14 protein-coding genes are annotated in these 20,261 nt (G+C 58.2%); 7 read left to right on the forward strand and 7 right to left on the reverse strand.

The features are described 5' to 3' along the window. Positions 1-61: 61 nt before the first annotated feature. Positions 62-2,377, reverse strand: a complete 2,316-nt coding sequence (gene recD, locus FKN99_RS00400; protein WP_172116055.1) for an exodeoxyribonuclease V subunit alpha — start codon at positions 2,375-2,377, stop codon at positions 62-64. Then, on the reverse strand, positions 2,374-6,135 hold the full coding sequence (gene recB / locus FKN99_RS00405; protein WP_172116056.1) for an exodeoxyribonuclease V subunit beta: 3,762 nt from the start codon (positions 6,133-6,135) through the stop codon (positions 2,374-2,376). The genes recD and recB overlap by 4 nt, the downstream gene beginning before the upstream one ends. Before the next feature lie 222 nt (positions 6,136-6,357). Here recB and pncB point away from each other — a divergent pair, with 222 nt between their 5' ends. Then, positions 6,358-7,536 carry a nicotinate phosphoribosyltransferase gene (gene pncB, locus FKN99_RS00410; RefSeq protein ID WP_172116057.1) on the forward strand — a complete coding sequence of 393 codons (1,179 nt, stop codon included), beginning with the start codon at positions 6,358-6,360 and terminating at the stop codon, positions 7,534-7,536. Positions 7,537-7,566: 30 nt separating this feature from the next. Here the strand turns inward: pncB and recC are convergent, their stop codons facing one another. Further along, on the reverse strand, positions 7,567-11,193 hold the full coding sequence (gene recC / locus FKN99_RS00415) for an exodeoxyribonuclease V subunit gamma (RefSeq protein ID WP_172116058.1): 3,627 nt from the start codon (positions 11,191-11,193) through the stop codon (positions 7,567-7,569). A gap of 162 nt (positions 11,194-11,355) precedes the next feature. Here recC and FKN99_RS00420 point away from each other — a divergent pair, with 162 nt between their 5' ends. The 4 genes from FKN99_RS00420 to chrA all read left to right on the forward strand — a co-directional run bounded on the left by FKN99_RS00420 (position 11,356) and on the right by chrA (position 15,186). After that, entirely contained in the window at positions 11,356-11,676 is a 321-nt protein-coding gene (locus FKN99_RS00420) for a type II toxin-antitoxin system RelE/ParE family toxin (RefSeq protein WP_172116059.1), read from the forward strand. Beyond that, positions 11,676-11,963, forward strand: a complete 288-nt coding sequence (locus tag FKN99_RS00425; protein WP_172116060.1) for a helix-turn-helix domain-containing protein — start codon at positions 11,676-11,678, stop codon at positions 11,961-11,963. The genes FKN99_RS00420 and FKN99_RS00425 overlap by 1 nt, the downstream gene beginning before the upstream one ends. Positions 11,964-12,063: 100 nt before the next feature. Further along, complete coding sequence (gene ilvD, locus FKN99_RS00430; protein WP_172116061.1) at positions 12,064-13,749, forward strand: dihydroxy-acid dehydratase; 1,686 nt, start codon at positions 12,064-12,066, stop codon at positions 13,747-13,749. Positions 13,750-13,992: 243 nt separating this feature from the next. Continuing rightward, entirely contained in the window at positions 13,993-15,186 is a 1,194-nt protein-coding gene (gene chrA / locus FKN99_RS00435; RefSeq protein WP_172116062.1) for a chromate efflux transporter, read from the forward strand. Between the two features lie 77 nt (positions 15,187-15,263). Here chrA and FKN99_RS00440 read toward each other — a convergent pair whose 3' ends face one another. Further along, positions 15,264-15,536 carry an XRE family transcriptional regulator gene (locus tag FKN99_RS00440; protein ID WP_018918645.1) on the reverse strand — a complete coding sequence of 91 codons (273 nt, stop codon included), beginning with the start codon at positions 15,534-15,536 and terminating at the stop codon, positions 15,264-15,266. A gap of 212 nt (positions 15,537-15,748) precedes the next feature. Between FKN99_RS00440 and purE the strand changes: the two genes are divergently transcribed. Further along, on the forward strand, positions 15,749-16,264 hold the full coding sequence (purE, locus tag FKN99_RS00445; RefSeq protein WP_172116063.1) for a 5-(carboxyamino)imidazole ribonucleotide mutase: 516 nt from the start codon (positions 15,749-15,751) through the stop codon (positions 16,262-16,264). 11 nt (positions 16,265-16,275) lie between these two features. Continuing rightward, on the forward strand, positions 16,276-17,412 hold the full coding sequence (locus FKN99_RS00450; RefSeq protein WP_172116064.1) for a 5-(carboxyamino)imidazole ribonucleotide synthase: 1,137 nt from the start codon (positions 16,276-16,278) through the stop codon (positions 17,410-17,412). A 126-nt stretch (positions 17,413-17,538) separates the two neighbouring features. Here FKN99_RS00450 and FKN99_RS00455 read toward each other — a convergent pair whose 3' ends face one another. From FKN99_RS00455 to FKN99_RS00465, 3 genes are all read right to left on the reverse strand, one after another. Beyond that, positions 17,539-18,345, reverse strand: coding sequence for a TraX family protein (locus tag FKN99_RS00455; protein ID WP_172116065.1), 807 nt, complete (start codon positions 18,343-18,345; stop codon positions 17,539-17,541). A 282-nt stretch (positions 18,346-18,627) separates the two neighbouring features. Next, on the reverse strand, positions 18,628-19,398 hold the full coding sequence (locus tag FKN99_RS00460) for a transporter substrate-binding domain-containing protein (protein ID WP_172116066.1): 771 nt from the start codon (positions 19,396-19,398) through the stop codon (positions 18,628-18,630). Positions 19,399-19,529: 131 nt separating this feature from the next. Beyond that, a complete protein-coding gene (locus FKN99_RS00465; RefSeq protein ID WP_172116067.1) occupies positions 19,530-20,261 on the reverse strand; it encodes an ABC transporter permease in 732 nt (243 codons plus the stop codon).

Below are 20,261 nucleotides of genomic sequence, written 5' to 3' on the forward strand. Positions count from 1 at the left end.
AATTTACTAAACTTCCGCTTTTGGCCGCTAACTGACAATGCTAGAACCGGTGATATAAAATTTAATCAATCCCCATCCCACTAACCCGCATCACCTCCCTAACCACCGCATCATTCAAGATCCCCCGCTTAGCTTCCACCAAGGTAAGCCATTCGCGGGCGCGGGTGATGCCGGTGTAGACCAGCTCCCGCGTCAGGATGGGATTGGGCGTTTGCGGTAGTAGTAGCGCCGTGTGCAAAAATTCCGAACCCTGGGATTTGTGTACCGTCATCGCGAATACGGTTTCTACCGCGTGCAGGCGGGAAGGCAGCACCCAGCGGATGGGGTTTTTCGTATCGCTGGTCGGGAAGGCGACTCTATATAAGGTTCTTCCTACGCCGCGCGGGTCGGGTACTGCTAGCGTAATGCCAATATCGCCGTTCATTAGCCCCAGGCTGTAGTCGTTTTGCGTGACCAGCACTGGGCGGCCTTCATACCAGCCTTTCTCTAGCTCGATATCGCTTGCGCTTAATAGCGTGTGGCTGCGCAGTACCTTGGCGATACGTAAATTCAAACCTTCCACGCCCCACGGCCCTTTACGTAGTGCGCAGAGCAGTTGGAAGTGGCCGTAGGCGTTTAGCACCTGGCTGGCCCAGGTGTCGTAGGCGCCTTTGTTTTCCTCAAAGGCTAGCGTTACCTCGGGGCGCTGTTGATCCAAAACCGTGAGGTAGTGTCGGTAGCCCGTGGGCGGCGCTATCTCCTCATTGGTTTTCTTATCAAGGCGGCCTTTACCGGCATTGGGGAAGCGCTCTGGGGAGCCGCTCACCACCAGGCGCTCCAGGGCGCTGTCATTTTCCCCGCCCAGCACTAAATGATGCAGGTCGGCGTAGCCGTGGCGCAGGGCGCTGTGTACGGCGTTCTGTTTGTCGCGCTCGCTGAGCGTGGTGCTTAACGGCTGGTTAATCGCCTCAGCCAACTGGCCAATGCCGCTGGCGGCGTCAAAGCGGTGGCTTACTCGCAGCATGGTAATCGCTTGGTCGAGGGGCTGGCCGTTGGGGCAGGTTAGCGCTTCGGGCAGCGGGTGGCCGGTAAGTTTGGCAAGCCACTCGGCGGTTTCTGGTGTGTAGTGGGCGGCCTCGGCGCGGCGGCATAAGTCGCCGAGTACGGCACCGGCTTCTACAGAAGCCAACTGGTCTTTATCGCCCAGCAGCACCAGCTTGGCGTGGGCGGGCAGGGCGCTTAACACGGTGGTCATCATTTCGATATCCACCATGGAAGCTTCGTCGATCACCAGTACGTCCAACGCCAACGGGTTGTTGGGGTTGTGGCGGAAGTGGCGGGTGTCGGGCCTGGCGCCTAGCAGGCGGTGTAGGGTGGTGACTTCGGTGGGGATTGAGGCTTGTAGCTGTTCAGTGCATGAATCATCGCCGAATGAATTCGGCTCCCACAATTCACTCTGCTCCCATAGCGCCGCAAGGTCTTCGATAGGCAACTGGCTTACCTGCCCGGCAATGGATTCATTGAGGCGGGCGGCGGCTTTGCCGGTGGGGGCGGCCAGGCGAATGCGTAGCGCTTGCGTGGGCGAGTGGGCCAGTTGCAGGGTTTGCAGCAGGGCGAGCAGGCGCACAACGGTGGTAGTTTTACCGGTGCCAGGGCCGCCGGTAATAATCGCAAAGTGGCTGCGGGCCGCCAGCGCGCAGGCGACCTTTTGCCAGTCCAGCTTGTCGGTGGCGGGGAATAGGGTATTTAGGGCTTGTTGGAGTAAGGGGTGACTAGCGTCACCCTTCGCCCAGTGAACTGGGCTCCCACAAGAGCTGCTTAGTGCAGCATCGTCTTCAAGCGCTAGGCGAGCGGCGATTTCCTGGTGCAGGGTTTGTTCGTACTGCCAGTAACGGCGCAGGTAAAGCCGGGTGGTGTGCGGGGTGTCGGAGCGTACCAGCGGCGTGTTGCCGTGGCCGTTGCTGATCAGCGTGGGGTGCTCAAGCGCGGCCTGCCACTCGGCAAGCGTTAGCGTGGCTAATACCTCGCTGGGTAGTGGCGGCGGGTCGCTTAGGTCATCGCCTTCGGGTGGGAGCGACAGGGCGAAGTCTGGTGCGTTCAGCGTGGCGTTTAAGTCCAGGCACACATGGCCTCGGCCCAACTGGTGGCTGGCAAGCGCGGTAGCCAGCAGAAGCAGCGGCGGCACCTGGCCTCCCTCGCGGGCGAAGAAGCTGACCAGCGCGCGGTCCAGGTCGCGCAGCCAGCCTCTGGCGACCCAGCGCTCGCAAAGCGCCATTAAGGTGCCCGTGTCGTTCAGCGCAGGGTGCCGTTGGTGGTCAGGCGCTGGGGTGCTGTTACGCGTTGTGGCAGGCGCAGGCTCGTTTTCGCCGAACAGGTCCAGGGTTTGTGAATCTTTCATGCCGTTTCCTTAAGGCCAGCGCCGTTGGCCGTGCCTGCAAATAACGCATCCAACGCTTCAATTAGCGCCACCGGGGCGGGTTCGGGGTGTACACCGCGTGCAGGCGTCCGGCTGCCACGCAAAAATACGGTCAATGATCCGCCTAGATGGACTTGTGGGTCGTAGTCGGGCAGGCGGGCTTTTAACAGCCGGTGCAGCGCCAGCAGGTACAGCGCGGCCTGTAGGTCGTAGCGTTTTTCCAGCAGCGCGGCACTCAAGGCATCAACGGTGTAGGCGCTGTCGTCTGCGCCCAGGTAGTTGGATTTCCAGTCCAGCACGTAAAAGTGGCCATCAAATTCAAACGCCAAGTCAATAAAGCCTTTGAGCATACCGTTGAGCGTATCGGCATCCAGCGCGGGCCGGGCAAGGCCGGGAAGTAAGTGCTGGCTAACCAGCGCATCCAACGCTTGCGTATCTACCTGATGGGCAGCAAACCAGAACTCCAGCTCTACCTGATAACCGCTTAGCTGTTGAAGCGCCACGGCACTTTGCTGGCCGGGAAGCGGCAGCTGGGTGCCGAGCAAATCCTCAAACCAGCCTGCCAGCGGTTCATACCACGCTTGCCAACCGCGCAGTTGCAGGCGGCGGCGCAGAGTGTCCTCACGGGCGGCGGTGTCTTCAAGCGCCTTGGCAAAGCCCAGCTGGCCTGCCCATTCCAACAAGCCGTGTAGAAAGGTGCCAGGGCCGGGGCCGCGAGGGAAACGGTGCAGGTGGCTTGCGTTTGCACTCGGCTGGTCGCTGTCAGCGGGCAATGGGGAGTGAGTGATTACACTCGCCATGGGCTGCCCGGTTAGAGGAGAACCTTGCAGCAGGTCTTGCGGTTCATCCAGCACTTCAAACGTGGTGGCTTCCTGGGGCGTGGTGGGTTCCGGCGTGGGGGCAGCGGTTGATAACAGCCCTGAGATGCCGCCCGTGGTGCGCAGCGCCGAGTAGCTGGCGATCCACCACTGCTCGCGGGCCGGGCGCGTGGGCGTGCGGGCTTGCCCCAATGCTTCTTGCTGCTGGGCGGGCGTAAAGCACAGTGCAGTAGGGGCTGGCGCAGGCTCCAGGGCGATGTCACTTTTATGAACCAGCGCGGCGAGCGCTTCGCCGAATGTATTGGGCGCAATGTAGTTACCGCTATTAAGCAGGTAACCCAGGGCGCTGCCTTCGCCATCCTTTAACGGCGCAAGCCCCAGCCAGGTGGCGTGGCGGGCGCGGGTAAGTGCCACGTAAAGCTTGCGTAAGTCTTCGCCTAACCGTTCGCGGTCGGCGGTGGCAAGTGTTTCTGCATCGGCGCTTAGGCTTAGCTGTAAATTGCCTTCACCATCGTGCCAGCGCAGCGGCACATCGCCTTTTTTAGTGGGGCGATGGTTGGCAATAAACGGCAGAAAGACCAGTGGGTACTCAAGCCCCTTGGATTTATGGATGGTCACGACCTTGACCAGGTCCGCATCGCTTTCCAGGCGCAGCTTGTGGCTGTCGCCGTGGCTTTCCGGGTCGGCAATCGCTTCCGCCAGAAAGCGTATCAGTGCGTGTTCGCCATCCAGTTCCTGGCTTGCCTGCTGAAGCAGTTCGCCCAGGTGAAGCAAGTCGGTTAGCAAGCGCTCACCGTCGGTCAACGCAAGCAGCCGGGCAGGAATATCGAAGTCCACCATCAGCTTGCGTACCAGCGGCAGCACGCCCTGGCGCTGCCACAGACGGTGGTAACGGCTGAACTGCTCTACTCGGGCCTCCCAGGCAAGCTCGCTCTCGTTAAGGTGATCAAGTTCGCTAAGGCTCACCCCAAGCAGCGGCGTGGCCAGCGCTGCGCGCAGCTTGGCTTCCGCCTGGCGTGAATTGGCCTGGGATTCCGCACAGGCGCGCAGGCAGGTTTCCACCTGCTGGGCGATAGATGAGCTAAATACCTTGTCGTGGTCCGATAGATAAACGCTTTTAACTCCACGGCTGGCAAGCGCCAGGCGAATAGCGCGGGCTTCCTGCAGGCCGTTCACCAGCACCGCCATATCAGAGGGCTTTAGTGGCGTGAGTTCGCCCTCGGTTTTAAAACCCGCTTGCCGCTTGCGGCCCGCTTCCAGCAGGGCGGTCATGTGGGAAGCGCAGCCTTCGGCCATTTCAAGCTGGTAGGCGGTTTTGGAAAGCGGCTCGTCAGCCGCCATTTGCCACAGCGTCATGGCGGGCAGCGGCGTGCCGTTCAATACCAATTGGTCGGCGCGGCCTTTGGCGTCTACCGGTAGAAACGGCAGGGGGTTCTCGCCGCCTTGTTCACGAAATAAAAACGCGCCTGCTTCGTGCTTGTCGGCGTAGTTAAAGCAGTGGTTAACCGCGTTGACCATCGCAGCACTTGAGCGAAAGTTAGTACCCAGCGTAACGTGGCGGCCATTGGTGTCGTGGCGGGCTTTCAGGTAGGTGAAAATATCTGCGCCACGGAAGGCGTAAATGGCCTGCTTGGGGTCGCCAATCAGCATCACGGCGCTGTCGCGGCGCGGTGTAGCAACGTTATATACCGCGTTAAAAATGCGGTATTGGATTGGGTCGGTGTCCTGAAATTCGTCAATCAGCGCGACCGGGAACTGGCGCTGGATTTGGGCGGCCAGCGCTTCTTTATTGGGGCCTTGAAGGGCGCGGTCTAGGTGCGTGAGCAGGTCGTTGGGGCCCATTTCAGCGCGGCGCTCCTGCTCGCGTTCCAGGCGCTTGCGGCACCACTGCACAGCGTGAATTAACAGGTCGTTGCGCGGCTCGGGCAGGGCATTAAGCTCGCCGGGCAGTTGGGCGAGCGCTTCCCACACCGCTGGGTAGGGCGGCGTGCCCACTTTCCAGATATCGGCCATGCCCTCAGGCGTCATGCGCCGCCAGGCGGCATCAGTAAGCTGGGGGCGGTCAGCATCGCTGGTGCACCAATCGCGCAGCGCGCCCAGCCAGTTGGCGCGGCTTTTGGCGTTAAAGCTTTGGCCCTTAAAGGCTTTTTGCTGGGCGGCTTCTTCCAGCGCGGGCACCACATCGTTCAGCCATGCAGCCCAGGGGGCTTTTAACGCGCTGAGTTTGGCGGCCCGGGCGGCCAGGCAGTTTGTCAGCGTTTGCAGGGGTTCCGGGCGTTGTTCGCCCAGCGCGTCGCACTCGGGCAGCAGGCGCTGCAAGCTGGCGTGCAGGTCGTCGGGGGATTGCCAATAGCTAACAATGCTTTCCAGCGCGTCGCTCTCAAGGGCGTAGTAAAAGCTGCGCCAGTAGTCGCGCACGACGTCTTGCTCCAGCTCGCGTTGGTCGTTTTCCAGGTTCAGCGAGAACAGGCTGCCGCTATCGAAAGCGTGCTCGCGCAGCATGCGGTAGCACCAGCTGTGAATAGTGGACACTGCGGCTTCGTCCATCCACTCGGCAGCCAGTGCCAGGCGCCGGGCGCAGGCGGGCCAGGCCGAGGGTGGGTACTCACTGCGCAGCTCAAGCAGCAGTTTGTCGCCTGCACTTTCGTCACTGCGAAAGACCTCGGCGGCCTCCACCAGCCGGTTACGAATCCGCTCGCGTAGTTCCTGGGTCGCGGCGTTGGTAAACGTGACCACCAGGATTTCGGGCGGCGTGAGCGGGCGGATAAAGGCGTCGTCATCCTCTTTGCTGCGCCCACCCAACACCAGGCGCACGTATAAAAGCGCGATGGTGAAGGTTTTACCGGTACCGGCGCTGGCCTCGATCAGACGGCTGCCGTGCAGGGGCAAGCTCAAGGGGTTGAGTGGGGCGGGATAGCTCATCACTGATCTCCAGGAGCAGGCGCAAAAAAGCAACGCGCCCCGGCGGGTAAAAAGGGGCGGTTTGGGGCACTATATCGCGATGCCCGTTAGGGAGCAAAAGGCGCAAGCGAACGCTGTGGGCTGGGAGCCAGCGCCGTCACCTGCTAATCTTGTTGGCTAGCCACTTTGCGGGCAACCGGTTTACGCTACCGCGGCTTCTGTTCACGTTGATGATGAGACTCCATGCTGACCTCGCTTCTGGATAACGACTTTTACAAAATCACGATGCAGAATGCCGTGATTAAACGCTTCCCGTATGCCCATGCGCGCTACGCTTTTATTAACCGTGGCGCGCATGCCTTTCCAGAAGGGTTCGGCGCTGCATTACGCCATGAAGTCGATAATATGGCGGCGCTTCGCTTAAACGACGAAGAGAAGCGCTATCTCGAAACGACCTGCCCTTATTTGGACCCCACTTATCTCGATTTTCTGGCCGGGTTTCGTTATGACCCCAGCGAGGTCATTATCGAGCAGCAGGGGGCGGACCTTTCCGTGGTGATTGAAGGCCCGTGGTATCGCACTATCCTTTGGGAAGTGCCGTTGATGGCGCTGATCAGCGAGCTTTGGTATCGGTTGCGTGGTATTACGATTACCCCTGAAGCGGATGCGATGATTGAGCAGAACGCCCAGGAAAAAATCGAGCTTTACCACCGCATGGGGCTCAAAATCGCTGAGTTTGGTACGCGTCGGCGTTTCTCCTTTAATGTTCACGACCGTGTGGTGGGCGCGCTTCGCCATCACGGCGGCGAGTCGTTTACCGGTACCAGTAATGTGCTGTTGGCGATGCGCCATGACGTGAAGCCGATTGGTACGCACGCCCATGAGTGGTTTATGTTCCACGGTGCCCGGTTTGGTTTCAAAATGGCCAATAGCCTGGCCCTGGAGCATTGGGTGGATGTGTACCGGGGCGACCTTGGCATTGCGTTAACCGATACGTTTACCTCGCAAGCCTTTTTCGACAGCTTCGATAAGAAGTTTGCCAAGCTGTTCGATGGCGTGCGCCACGATAGCGGCGACCCTATCGACTTTGCCTCACAAACCATCGCGCACTATGAGCGCCTGGGCATTGACCCGCTGAGCAAGACGATTATCTTTTCCGATGCGCTCACTCCGGAAAAAATCGAGCGCATTCATGCGTTCTGCAAAGATCGTATCGGCATGGCGTTTGGTATTGGCACCAACTTCACCAATGATGTGGGCGAGGAGCCCATGAACATGGTGATCAAAATGGTCGAGGCGCGCCCTGAGGGCCAGGGCTGGCTGCCGGTCATCAAGCTTTCCGATGTGGCCGAAAAGAACACCGGCGACCCCGAAATGATCTCGCTGGCCAATCGAATACTCCTGGTTAACCACCAGCATTAAGCGAAGCGCACCTCCTTTTACCGAGCAGTGCTACTCTTTCACCGCACGGTAGAGCGGCAGGTAAAGGGCATCTGCCAGGGCGGAGAAGCGGAGGGCGGGGTTAGCCCCTTTCTGGTTACCCTCGTTAAACAGCGCTTCAAAGTTGGGCCATTGGCGGGCAAGGTAGGCGCTTTGCGCTACTTCGCCGGTTTGAAAGCGCCCGCCTTCATAGGTGCTTGCCGCTGCGCTAAAGGCGTCGCTGTCGGCGGTGCTGTCTACCGTTCCCTCTTTGCTCAGCCAGGCAAACGCTGCCTGGGGGGCCAACGGCAGCGGCTGGGTCATTCCTTCCTTCCAACACTGCACAATAGTCGCCAGGTGGCCCTGGGCGGTATCCGCTGCTAGTGGTTCAAAGCGCGCATGGCCTGCCTTGGAAAGCAGCTGGGTGGTCATCGGCGAAATCGCATTGGCGGCAAGGTGGGCCACCCAAGGGCGGAGTAGATGCTGCCAACGGTACTGCCCACGGCCACGCGCATTACTAATCAAGCTGTTACTCACCAGCAGCAGGCGGCAGCGCCTGCCGCTCTCATCCGTGCGCAGTTCGTTAATCCAGTCGTTAATCGCAAGTTCGAGGGCGTTAAATACGGCCGCTTGAGGGGCTTCTACTGCAATGGGCCACTCTTCGAGCGCTTCCCGATAGGCATCAAACAGCGCTTGCATGGGCTCGGCCAGCGATTCGCTCATGCGCTCGCCAAAAGCGCCTACCGCTAGCACGCCTTGGCCCTTGATGCGCTCAAGCGCGGCAAACATGGCTGCTTCACGCGGCTCGCCGTTGTCTACCGCGTGGCGCTGGGCGGCAATCAGTTGGTCCTGCAACTGCCAGTGCTGCAGGCCGTTCAGCACAAATGGTTCCACGTCCAGCTGGATCAGCACCTCCTGCTCAAAATACACGCCCAAGCGGGTGTTGAAGAACGCCTTGGCCGGTTCGCGCAGAAAGCTGCCCAGCTGGGCAAGTGTTAGTGGAACGTCCTGGTTAAATTCGGCCAGGGCGCTTTGTTGTTGATTGTTGCTCTCTTGTGAGGCGAGCAGCGCGTGCTGTTCGTGGGCATCGCGCCATTCATGTACATAGGTAAAGAGCCGGGCCTGGGAGGCTGAACTACCGGGCTGGGCAAAATAGCGATGGCTAAACGGTTGCAGTGGGTGCTCGGTGGTCAGCGCCTCAATCAGTGGCTCGTCACCCTGGCGTTGGCTTGCCCAGCCTGCCGCCAAGTGGTCGCGCAGTTGGCCGACCAGTACGGAAGGCGGCATGGGGTTGTTGTCGATCTGGCTGCGGCCCACCCAACTGATATAGAGCTGCTGGCGCGCCGACAGCAGCGCCTCCAGAAACAGGTAGCGGTCATCCTCCCGGCGCGAGCGGTCGCCGGGGCGGTAGTCGCTGCCCATCAGGTCAAAATCCAGCGGCGGCTGGGAGCGTGGGTATTCGCCGTCGTTCATGCCCAGCAAACACACCCGCTTGAAGGGAATGGCGCGCATCGGCATTAACGTGGCGAAGTTGACCGCCCCGGCTAAAAAGCGCTGAGAAAGGCTGTGCTCATCAATTTGCGAGAGCCAGTGCTCACGCACCATGGAAAGCGGCAAATCGTCATTCAATTTGGCCTCTTCGGTGCTGTCGAACAGTTGCTGAAGCGCGCCTTCCAGCTTGGTCAGCATCACGCTCTCTGCTGCGTCATCGGTAAGGAAGTAGGTTTCCAGCAGTTCACGCAACCGAATGACCCAGTTGGCGGCGGTGGTCGGCTGGCAAAAAATCTCCCAAGTGGTTTCCAGCTTCTCAAGCAGTGTTGCCAGCGGCCCGGCAAGCGAGGCTTCAAGCCCGCCGATGTCATCAAACGGCTCGATACCCTGCCACGCATCCGCCACGCCCACGGTGTAGCCCAACAGTAAACGGCGCAGGCCAAACGCCCAGGTGTTCTGGCTTAAGCCCTGGGGCAAATCAAGCCGGGTGCGCTGCTGGGCGTTTAAGCCCCAGCGGATGCCCGCACCCTCAATCCAGCGGTTTAGTGTGGGCAAATCGCGCTCTTCAATGCCAAAGCGAGCGCGCAGGGCGGGCACGTCTAACAGGTCGAGCAGGTCGCTCACTGAGAGGCGCAGCTCGGGCAGGCGCAAGAGCTTTTCCAGCGCAATCATCAGCGGCAGGCGGTGGCGGCTGGCCTGGTCTGAAAGGGTGTAGGGAATATAGCGCGGGTCGTCGCGGCCAAGCGTGCGGTAGCTTGAGCGGTACTGACCAAACACCGCTTCAATATGCGGCGCGTAGCGGTCAATGTCCGGCACCATAACGATGATATCTCGCGGGCGCAGCTCGGGGTCGGCGCTGAACGCAGCCAGCAGCTGGTCGTGAAGAATCTCCACTTCGCGCTGGGGGCCGTGGGCGATATGAAACACAATGGAGTCGTCGTGGGTTGCATCAACCGCAGGCCAGGTCGTTTGGGTTTCGGCCACTGGGCGCAGCTCGCGAATATCATCCTGAAGCTGGCTGAGCAGGCAGGCGTGTTCGGGCGTGCTGAACGGCTCGAACATATCAATACGCAGCGCCTGTTGCTCAAACAGGGTTTGGTAGTTGCCCGCATCGTCATGCTCATCCAGCAGGCGCAGATAGTCACGCCCCTGCTTGCCCCAGGCTGCCAACAGCGGTTGGGCATGCAGATGCAGCGCGCTATCTACATCGCCGTCGCCGAGTACGTCCAGCGCTTCGGGCATGCCCGTTTTACGCTGTTGGCGGTAGCGGTTGGCGCGCAATAAATCCTTGTGTTCGATGATGTCCGCCCAGTAATACTGGCAGGGGTTATGCACGCACAGCACAATTTGGCAGCAGCGCGAAAGTGCTGCCAGGGCTTCCAGCGTTTGCTGGGGCAGCGAGGAAATCCCAAAAATAATCAGCCGACGCGGCAACCCCGGCGGGCACGCCTGGCCTTCCAGCTGTTCGGCAACCTCTAAAAAGCGGCTATGCACTTGGGCACGGCTGCTATTAAGCCCGGCCTCGCCCTGGGAGGCGGCAACATCATCACGCAGGGCGCGCCACAGCTCCGGCTGCCAGCGCTGGTGTTCATCCAGCGGGCGCGCTTCGCCGCGTGCAGTAATGAGTACATCTTCGCCCCGTGCCCAGGCGTCTAGCCAGTCGGCGCGGTACACTTGGTATTGGTCGAATAAATCCGCCAGGCGCTCGGCCAGTTGATAGTGCTTGCGCTGGTCGCGGTCGGTTTCCAAAAAGCGCGCCAATGGGGCAAAGGCGGGCTTCTCAGCGAGGCTGGGCAGTAAGCGCAGCAAGCGCCATACCAGGCGCGACTTATCAAACGGTGAGGTTTCAGGCACCGCCTGGGCATCACCGGTAATATGCGTTAACACCGTGCGGTAGGCCTGCCATAAAAAGCGCGCAGGCAGGGTAACGTTCAGCGCCGCCGCAATGCCCGCGCCGCCCTGTGCCGGGTCTTCCGCCAGTGCCAGCTTCAACCACTGCCCGATGCCGTTGCTCTGCACCAGAATCGTCTCGTTCTCAAGCGGCCCTAACGGATGAAGGCGCATCCACTCAACCGCTAACCCGCGCAGGTCTTCCAGGCGGTTGGCATGCACCACCATAAAACCCGGCGTAAGAGGCGATGTATTGGCAAGCAATGAGGGTGACGACATGCGGCGATATTTCCTTCAAGGCGGTAGCGATAAGGCACAGTGCTTAAGACACGTACTTAAGACTACTATGGTGCCATAAGTTAAACGTCTTTAGTGGGTGCTATCGATAGGAACTTTTGCAGCTTATGGGTTATCATAAGTGATAACTTTAGGGGCTGTTTAATGCAATGGCAGATTGATTTCTATCCTGGTGTTGAAAGCGACATCCTTGGTATGCCGCCAAAAATTCAGGCCAGGATGCTTCGGTTGTTAGAAATGGTTGAGCAGCATGGGGCGAACTTGGGTCCGCCGCATACGGAAGCGATGGGAGACGGTCTCTTTGAGATAAGGGCAAAAGCCAAAGAGGGTATAGGGCGCTCCTTATTTTGTTACGTACAGGGCCAGCGGATAGTTGTTCTCCATGTCTTTGTTAAAAAGAGCCAAAAAACGCCTCGCCAAGCGTTAGCACTAGCCCGGTCCAGACAGCGTGAGGTACAGCCGTGATGAATTTAAAAGCATTGAAAGAACAGGCGCTCCAGAATTCTGAGGTTAACGCTGAGTACGAGCGGTTGGCGCCTGAATTTGAATTAGCCAACACGCTTATTTCCATGCGTCAGCGTGCGGGCCTTACTCAGGAAGAGCTGGCGCAGCGATTACATACTCAGAAAAGCAATATCAGTCGGTTAGAACGTGGTGACAGTAATCCTGGCTGGAAAACACTGCAGCGTTATGCTCAAGCGTGTGGGTTTGATCTGTCTGTCCTGCCTCGACCCCATAAAGCAGCTGTTTAGCTTAAATAGATAACCATGTGTTTTTCATCTTCTCTTGCGCGCAAGCCAGGGTATCCCCAAGCTATGCAGATACTTTGAGTAAAGCCAAGAGGACTTCCCCATGACCGATACACCAAACCATACTCGCCGCCATTCCGCCCCGGTGGTCGATGGCGTGGGTAAAGCCGCCAGCCGTGCCATGTTGCGCGCAGTAGGATTTAACGACGCTGATTTCAAAAAGCCCCAAGTGGGTGTGGCCTCTACCTGGAGCATGGTGACGCCGTGCAACAGCCATATTGGTGAGCTTGCCGAGCAGGCCCGCGAGGGCGCAGATGCCGCAGGCGGTAAAGGTGTGGTCTTCAACACCATCACCATTTCCGACGGTATTGCCAATGGCACCGAGGGCATGAAGTACTCGATGGTCTCGCGGGAGGTGATCGCGGATTCCATTGAGACCGTTGCGGGCTGTGAAGGCTTTGATGGCCTAGTGGCAATTGGCGGCTGCGACAAAAACATGCCGGGCTGCGTAATGGGGCTGGCGCGCTTGAATCGCCCCAGCGTGTTTGTATACGGCGGTACGATTATGCCGGGCAAAGGGCACACCGATATCGTCTCGGTGTTCGAGGCCATGGGTGCTCACTCGCGGGGCGATATGGATTTGATTGAGCTCAAGCAGATCGAGGAAACCGCGATTCCTGGTCCCGGTTCGTGTGGCGGTATGTACACTGCCAACACCATGGCATCGGCCATTGAAGCGCTGGGCATGAGCCTGCCGGGCAGCTCGGCACAAAACGCCATTTCCCAGGAAAAACGTGACGACTGTAAAGCGGCGGGCGAGGCGGTGCTTGAGCTGCTGGCGCGGGATATCAAACCTTCCGACATCATGACCCGTAAGGCATTTGAGAACGCGATTACCGTGGTGATCGCGTTAGGCGGCTCTACCAACGCGGTACTGCATCTTATCGGCATGGCGCGCACTATCGGTGTTGAACTGACGCTTTCCGACTTTACCGAGATCGGCAAACGCGTGCCGGTAGTGGCGGATCTTCGCCCCAGCGGCCACTACATGATGAGCGAGCTTGTGGCGCTTGGCGGTATTCAGCCGTTGATGAAAAACCTGCTCGAAGCAGGCCTTCTACACGGCGACTGCCTGACGGTAACCGGGCAAACACTGGCGGAAAACCTGGCTGGCGTTGAAGCCTATCCGGATGACCAGAAAATTATCGCGCCGCTGGATAAGCCGATTAAAACTGAAAGCCATCTACGGATTCTTTACGGCAACCTGGCGCCGGAAGGTGCAGTCGCTAAAATTTCTGGCAAAGAAGGCACGCGCTTCTCCGGCACGGCACGGGTGTTTGGTTCTGAAGAAGAAGCCCAGGCGCGCATCAATGATGGCACCGTGGTGGCAGGCGATGTCGTGGTTATTCGCTACGAAGGCCCCAAAGGCGGCCCAGGTATGCGCGAAATGCTCACCCCGACGTCGGCCATTATGGGTCGCGGCTTGGGCAACGACGTCGCGTTGATTACCGATGGCCGTTTTTCAGGCGGTAGCCACGGTTTTGTGGTCGGCCACGTCGCACCGGAAGCCTTTGATGGCGGCCCGCTGGCGCTGGTGGAAAATGGCGATCTCATCACCATTGATGCCGAAGCGGACACTATCGAAGTGCAACTAAGCGATGAAGAATTGGCAACCCGCCGTGCTGCGTGGCAACAGCCCGCACCGCGCTATACCCGCGGTGTATTGGCCAAATATGCACGGCTGGTAAGCTCAGCAAGCACCGGCGCCGTTACTGACCAAAGCGAGTAAGTGGCGCTAGCGGCCCGGCCATTCGCGCCGGGCCGTCGTTACGGAACACGCCTATATGCGGTTTGGTGGCGTGCGACGATACGTTTACCGAATTTTGTAGCGCGTGGTAAGCGCCAGCGCACCCGCGGATGCAGCGCGAAGCGGTGCCGGAGTTAGGTGACACGGCCCGGGCGGCTTGTCATCACTGCGTAAAATGCAGCGGGTATCGTGGGCACTTTCTATTACGCAAAAGAGCCTTCCGCTATGGCTGAAGAGAACAATTTACGCACGCGCGTCAGCGAAGTCTTTAGGGTTTTTCTATGGCTTGGTCTGACCTCCTTTGGTGGGCCAGTGGCGCATCTGGGCTATTTTCGGGCTGAGTTTGTGGAGCGCCGCCGTTGGCTTTCGGAGGCTGCCTATGCGGACCTGGTCGCGCTTTGCCAGTTTTTGCCAGGACCCGCCAGCAGCCAGGTGGGTTTTGCGCTTGGGCTAATGCGCGCGGGCCCTTGGGGAGCTGCGATGGCGTGGCTGGCCTTTACGCTGCCTTCTGCCATTGTGCTGGTGCTGTTTGCGTTCGGGGCGACGGTGCTGGATGGCCCGATTGTCAGCCGTATTATTCATGGCTTGAAGATAGTGGCTGTGGCCATTGTGGCCCATGCGGTATGGGGGATGGCGCGTAACCTGTGCCCGGATAAAACCCGCACGGGCATTGCGCTACTGGCCGTGTTCACGGTGTTGTTGGTCAGCGGGCCGCTAGGGCAGGTGGGCGCCATTGTGTTCGGTGGCTTGGCGGGGTTCCTGCTATGCCGCGAAGCCGTGACTGCCATGCCAAGCGAAACACTCCACTTTGCTGTGTCGCGCTCAGTTGGGGTTATCGCACTGGGGCTGTTCGCTGGGCTACTGATTGGGTTGCCGTTGCTTGCGGGAAGTGCGGTTTGGCTTGATATTGCCGATGCCTTTTATCGTTCAGGCGCGCTGGTATTTGGCGGTGGGCATGTGGTACTGCCGCTATTACAAGCGGAAGTGGTGGAGTCAGGCTGGATAACGCCGGATGCGTTTTTAACCGGTTACGGAGCGGCACAGGCCGTGCCGGGGCCGCTGTTTACCTTTGCCGCATACCTTGGGGCGTTACTGCCCGGCATTAATGGCCTTGTTGGGGCGCTAGTGGCCTTGCTGGCTATCTTCATACCAGGGTTTTTACTGCTGGTGGGCGTGCTGCCATTCTGGAACCGCTTTCGCCAATGGGGAAGTGCTCAAGCGTTGATGCGTGGTGCCAATGCCGCAGTGGTGGGGATTCTGGGCGCTGCGCTTTACCAGCCGGTGTGGACCAGCGCGATTATCGGGCCGTATGAATTTGCCTTGGCGCTTAGCGGCTTTTTACTGCTTTCCGTGTGGAAGCTGTCTGCCTGGGCGGTTGTGGTTGTGATTGCACTGGGCGGTCTTTTGATACCGGTTTAGTAGATAATGAGCCAAAACCATACAAAAACGCCTCGCTTAAGCGAGGCGTTCGTGATTTAAAGGGCTAATGGCTGCTCCTATGGCGCCTCCAGCTCTAACGTGCGGCGCAGAACATTGAGCTCGTCAATGTTCAGGTGCTCAAGCCTGCCGGCGAGCAAGTCGCTAATCTTCTGTACTGGAAGCCCTGCCTGGCGGGCAATTTCCCGGCTTCCTAGATCTGATACTGCAATTAAACGCGTGATAATGCGCATTAGGCGCGTGCGTTTTTCTAATTCCCTGACATCGAGGTCAGGGCTGCTTCGCGGAGGATCCAGCGTTTCTGCGTGAGCAGTTGAGTATGCCGTACTCATGAGACTCCATCAGTCTGAAATGACAAGGACACAATGCCGCCAACGCAGGTGCATTTCAATATTTAATTTGATGAAAATTTCGCGACACTTGTGAACACCCGCTTGCGGCTTGGCTCTGGTAAACTATGTGCCTTATTTTAGTGTGCACGGCTGCTTCTGGCGTGCGGTACTTTATCGTTTTTTTATATGGCCACTGGCCGGGGAGAAATGGCATGTCGTCGAATAGCGCACCCAAAGTGGGCGTCATTATGGGGTCCAAATCGGATTGGCCGGTGATGGAGCATGCGGTGACGATGCTGGAGCGCTTAGGCGTTGCCTATGAAACGCGTGTGGTCTCTGCCCACCGAACGCCTGACCTGTTGTTCGACTATGCGAAAAGTGCCGCTGAGCGCGGTTTACAGGTAATTGTGGCCGGTGCAGGCGGTGCCGCCCACCTGCCCGGTATGGTGGCCTCACAAACGCCGCTGCCGGTGCTGGGTGTGCCGGTTGAATCCAAAGCGCTTAAAGGCCTTGATTCACTGCTCTCGATTGCGCAGATGCCCGGTGGTATCGCCGTTGGCACGCTGGCGATTGGTAAGGCTGGTGCGACCAATGCGGGCCTGCTGGCCGCGCAGATTGTTGGCCTTCAGGACAACGCCGTGCGTAACGCGGTTGAGGCCTTCCGTGCAGAGCAAACTCAACTGGTACTGGATAACCCGGACCCGCGCCCCGCGCCGGATGCTGAGTAAAAGGAGCCCCCATGAACTCTGGTACGACAAACATCGGCGTTTTAGGCGCAGGCCAGTTGGGACGTATGCTGGCGCTGGCGGGCTACCCGCTAGGCAATCGGTTTACGTTCCTGGATACCACAGGTAACCCAAGTGCGGGCATCGGCGAGGTCATTGTCGACCCGGGTAATCAGCACTTGGCTGAGTTTCTCGCCAAGGTGGATGTCGTGACTTACGAGTTCGAGCATCTGCCGGTGACGCTTGTGCAGGAGATCGAAAAGCACAAGCCGGTGTATCCGAGTAGCCGAGCGATCGAGGTCTGCCAAAACCGGGTTGAAGAGAAAACCCTGTTTGATCGCTTGAACATCCCGACGCCTGCTTACCGTGTGGTCGAGAGCGCAGAGCAACTGGAAGCGGCCGCTCGCGAGCTTGGCTGCCCGGTGGTGGCAAAGTCCGTCACGGAAGGTTACGACGGCAAAGGTCAGGCGGTTTTAAAGGCGCCAGAAGAGGCGGCTAACGCTTGGCAGAGCATTGGCCATACGCAGCTGATCGTTGAAGCGTTTGTGGATTTTGTTCGCGAAGTTTCGATGATTGCTGTACGCGGTCGCGATGGCGAGGTGGTTTTCTACCCCATGGCAGAGAACCAGCATGTGGGCGGTATTCTGCGTTACTCGGTGGCGCCGCTGCCCGACCTGGACGCTCAGGTGCAGCAAACGGCTGATACGTATATTCGTGCGCTGCTGGATGAGCTGGATTACGTGGGCGTGCTGGCGCTTGAGCTGTTCCAAACCCGCGATGGCAGCCTGCTGGCTAACGAGATGGCGCCACGCGTGCATAACTCCGGTCATTGGACGATGGATGGAGCGGTTACCAGCCAGTTCGAGAACCATCTACGCGCGGTTCAAGGATTACCACTGGGCAGCACAGCGGCCATTGCGCCCACCTGTATGGTCAATGTGATTGGCCAGGAGGGCGACAACGTGGCCATGCTCAAGCTTGCCAATACCCATGTGCACCGCTATGACAAAGCCGAGCGGGCAGGGCGCAAGCTGGCCCACGTTAACGTGGTGGCCGCTACCCACGCTGAACTGCTGGAAAAGGTGCGCGCCTGCCAGGCACTGATACCTGATGCTCCGGCGGTTGAGTGGAGTTTTGAGCGCTCATTATAGATAAGCGTTATTAAGTCACTGAAAAGGCGCCCCACGATGTGAGGCGCCTTTTTTTATTCCGGTGTTAAGCTCTTTTTTAAGACCGTTTTAAGCTCTGTTTAAAGTCTCTCGAACCAGCTTGAACATTTACCAACCCAGCGCAATACGCCCGCTCAGCAATAGCCACAGCGCGATTAACGCAAAGTGCCCAGGGTACCAGGCCAACCAAAGCCTGCGAGGCATGGCAAACGTTACCACAGGCACGCGTTGAGCCAAGCCAGCAGCCAGTATCAGGACCACGACACAGGTGCCCACGGTAAACGATTTTGCCATATCCGAGGCGTTCATTTGTCCGGCAACCCAGAGCACGGGAAAGGCGGCCAAGCCTGCCCAAAGTCGCGCCTGAAAATGGGTGTCCGCTTGGCTAAGTGAATGCATGGCAAACATGAATAGCGGAATCAACAGTAGACCGTTGTGGCCGTACTCCACCCAGAAACCGAGCAGGTACCACACCGTGACGCCCACTGCTGTGCCCAACAGCAGCCAGCCAAACCCCAGCGTTTGCTGTTGGTAGTGCTGCCAGCCTTGGCGCGCCAGTGTGCCCAAGGCCAGGCCACTGGCCAGCGTAAAGCAGACGTTAAAAATCAACGCATCCGATGCGCGTGGCATCATCATATAGGGGAGTTGCGCTACCAGTCCGATAACCAGAATACGCCGTGAATAGCGCATTGGGTTACGGGTATTAAATAGCCCGTGCCAGGCGACCATGGCGGCAAACAGTGGAAAGGCAATCCGGCCAATAGAGGAGCCTGCCCAGCTAAAATCCCCAGGCAGTACATAGCGGGTAAGGTGGTCTACCGTCATGGTAATGAGCGCGAGCCACTGGCCCCAGCCTGTCCAGTAGGAAGACGGGCGTCGGTCGATGTCTGGTGTGGCGCTAAGGGTTGCTGCCATAAAACCTCCCTGTTTTTATGACTAAATTACGGTGATAGCGAAATGACGTTTCATCGCTATATGGGTTATATCAGCTATATGAACCATATCGGCTATATGCACATGGAGAATGATACAGAGACCCTTTCACGCTGACCTGGTTCATTCCAAGGGGCAGCGTGCTTGTTAATGGGCCTGCGTACCTGGTTTTTAAGCCGCTGATGAAAGGAGAAAAAGGCAAGGGCATAAATAAATCACCCCGGCAAAGGCCAGGGTGATGGGGGCAGTCACTACGCTATGTGATTACTCTTCGCCAAAGTAGCGAGCGTGAATCTCATCGTAGGTACCGTTTTCTTGAAGCGTTGCGAGGGCTTCGTTGAATTTTTCGGCAAGCGCTTCATCACGCTGGCGGAAGGCGATACCAAAGCCGTCACCAAAGTACTCTTTAGGCTCAGTGATTTTTTCGCCCACAATGGTGTAGTCAGCGTCTTCGTTCTCAACCAGCGTGGACTGGCCGATTGGGAAGTCGAGGAAGACGATATCCAGACGCTGCGCGTCCATATCCAGCACCATATCATCGGCGGTGGAGTAGCGGCTGATATCGGCCACGCTGCCGTAGTTATCGGTGACGTAGTTGTCCTGAAGTGTGCCGCGTTGAACGCCGATGGTCAGGCCTTCAAGGGTTTCTTCATTGGCTTCGTCGATATCCAGGTCGCTTGCGGCAAACCAGGCAGACGGCATGGTGATGTAGGGGTCAGAGAACAGCACCTGCTGGCGACGCTCATCGTTGATGGTCATGGAGGACATGACGGCGTCGTAGTTGCGTGACAGAAGGCCCGGAATAATGCCGTCCCACTCCTGCTCGATCCACTCGCAGGTCACTCCGATCTCTTCACACATGGCGTTGCCCAGCTCGATATCAAAACCGGTCAGGTCGCCTTCAGGGGTGCGGAATTCCATCGGGACATAAGGTACATCAACACCAATACGCACCTGATCATAATCACGTGCCTGGGCGGAAGAGGCCGCAGCAACAGCCAAACCAATTAAAGAAACTGATAGCAACTTTTTCATTATTTAACTCCGTTGTAAAACAGGTTCACCCGAGGTGATCCTCTTTAACGTAACCCAGGTTGGGGCCGGCGGAAAGAGGAAAACGCTTTGTGAACCAACGTTTGTTTGACGTTCGCTCGTCATCGAACCGTTTACGGGGTTTGTGGCTTTAAGTGCGCAAGTAATTTCTTCTCTAAAAAGCGGAAGAAAAACAGAATGGCAAACGTTAAGCACAGGTAAATAGCCGCGACAAACAGGAAGGGCTCAAACGGCGTATAGAACCGTGAATAGACATAGCGGGCCGCTCCGGTCAGGTCCATTAAGGTGACCACGCTGGCTATCGCGCTGGCATGAAGCATGAAAATCACTTCATTGCCGTAGGCGGGTAGAGCGCGACGAAATGCGCTGGGGATAATGATCCGGCGCATCATCAGGCTTTGGGACATGCCGTAAGCGCGTGCCGCTTCAATTTCACCCTTGGACGTCGACTTGATAGCACCCCGGAAAATCTCTGTGGTATAAGCCGCCGTGTTAAGAGTGAAAGCGATCAGTGCAGGGTAGAAGGCTTCACGGAAGATCGGCCACAAAAAGCTTTCCTGGATGCCGTCAAAAAACACCACGCCATAGTAAATAATATACAGCTGGACCAGCAGCGGCGTGCCACGAAACACATAGGTATAGGCATACACGGGCAGGCTGATCCATTTACGCCGTGAGCTGCGCATAATGGCAAGCGGCACCGCTAGCACCAGCCCGATTACCAGCGACAGAAACACCAGCTGTGTGGTGGTGACAAGCCCTGTCCAGTAGTAGCCCATTGTAGTGGGGGTGAAGATCAGATTGCCGGACAAAAGGTCATTAAACCATGCGGAAATATCTAGCAT

The organism is Halomonas hibernica (genome assembly GCF_013183775.1).
In the GTDB taxonomy this organism is placed as follows: domain Bacteria; phylum Pseudomonadota; class Gammaproteobacteria; order Pseudomonadales; family Halomonadaceae; genus Vreelandella; species Vreelandella citrativorans.

What these genes read in the sequence shown, in the direction of transcription:
- recD (WP_172116055.1), bottom strand. Translation starts at nt 2,377, where the DNA reads ATGAAAGATTCACAAACCCTGGACCTGTTCGGCGAAAACGAGCCTGCG.
- recB (WP_172116056.1), bottom strand. Translation starts at nt 6,135, where the DNA reads ATGAGCTATCCCGCCCCACTCAACCCCTTGAGCTTGCCCCTGCACGGC.
- pncB (WP_172116057.1), top strand. Translation starts at nt 6,358, where the DNA reads ATGCTGACCTCGCTTCTGGATAACGACTTTTACAAAATCACGATGCAG.
- recC (WP_172116058.1), bottom strand. Translation starts at nt 11,193, where the DNA reads ATGTCGTCACCCTCATTGCTTGCCAATACATCGCCTCTTACGCCGGGT.
- FKN99_RS00420 (WP_172116059.1), top strand. Translation starts at nt 11,356, where the DNA reads ATGCAATGGCAGATTGATTTCTATCCTGGTGTTGAAAGCGACATCCTT.
- FKN99_RS00425 (WP_172116060.1), top strand. Translation starts at nt 11,676, where the DNA reads ATGAATTTAAAAGCATTGAAAGAACAGGCGCTCCAGAATTCTGAGGTT.
- ilvD (WP_172116061.1), top strand. Translation starts at nt 12,064, where the DNA reads ATGACCGATACACCAAACCATACTCGCCGCCATTCCGCCCCGGTGGTC.
- chrA (WP_172116062.1), top strand. Translation starts at nt 13,993, where the DNA reads ATGGCTGAAGAGAACAATTTACGCACGCGCGTCAGCGAAGTCTTTAGG.
- FKN99_RS00440 (WP_018918645.1), bottom strand. Translation starts at nt 15,536, where the DNA reads ATGAGTACGGCATACTCAACTGCTCACGCAGAAACGCTGGATCCTCCG.
- purE (WP_172116063.1), top strand. Translation starts at nt 15,749, where the DNA reads ATGTCGTCGAATAGCGCACCCAAAGTGGGCGTCATTATGGGGTCCAAA.
- FKN99_RS00450 (WP_172116064.1), top strand. Translation starts at nt 16,276, where the DNA reads ATGAACTCTGGTACGACAAACATCGGCGTTTTAGGCGCAGGCCAGTTG.
- FKN99_RS00455 (WP_172116065.1), bottom strand. Translation starts at nt 18,345, where the DNA reads ATGGCAGCAACCCTTAGCGCCACACCAGACATCGACCGACGCCCGTCT.
- FKN99_RS00460 (WP_172116066.1), bottom strand. Translation starts at nt 19,398, where the DNA reads ATGAAAAAGTTGCTATCAGTTTCTTTAATTGGTTTGGCTGTTGCTGCG.
- FKN99_RS00465 (WP_172116067.1), bottom strand. Translation starts at nt 20,261, where the DNA reads ATGCTAGATATTTCCGCATGGTTTAATGACCTTTTGTCCGGCAATCTG.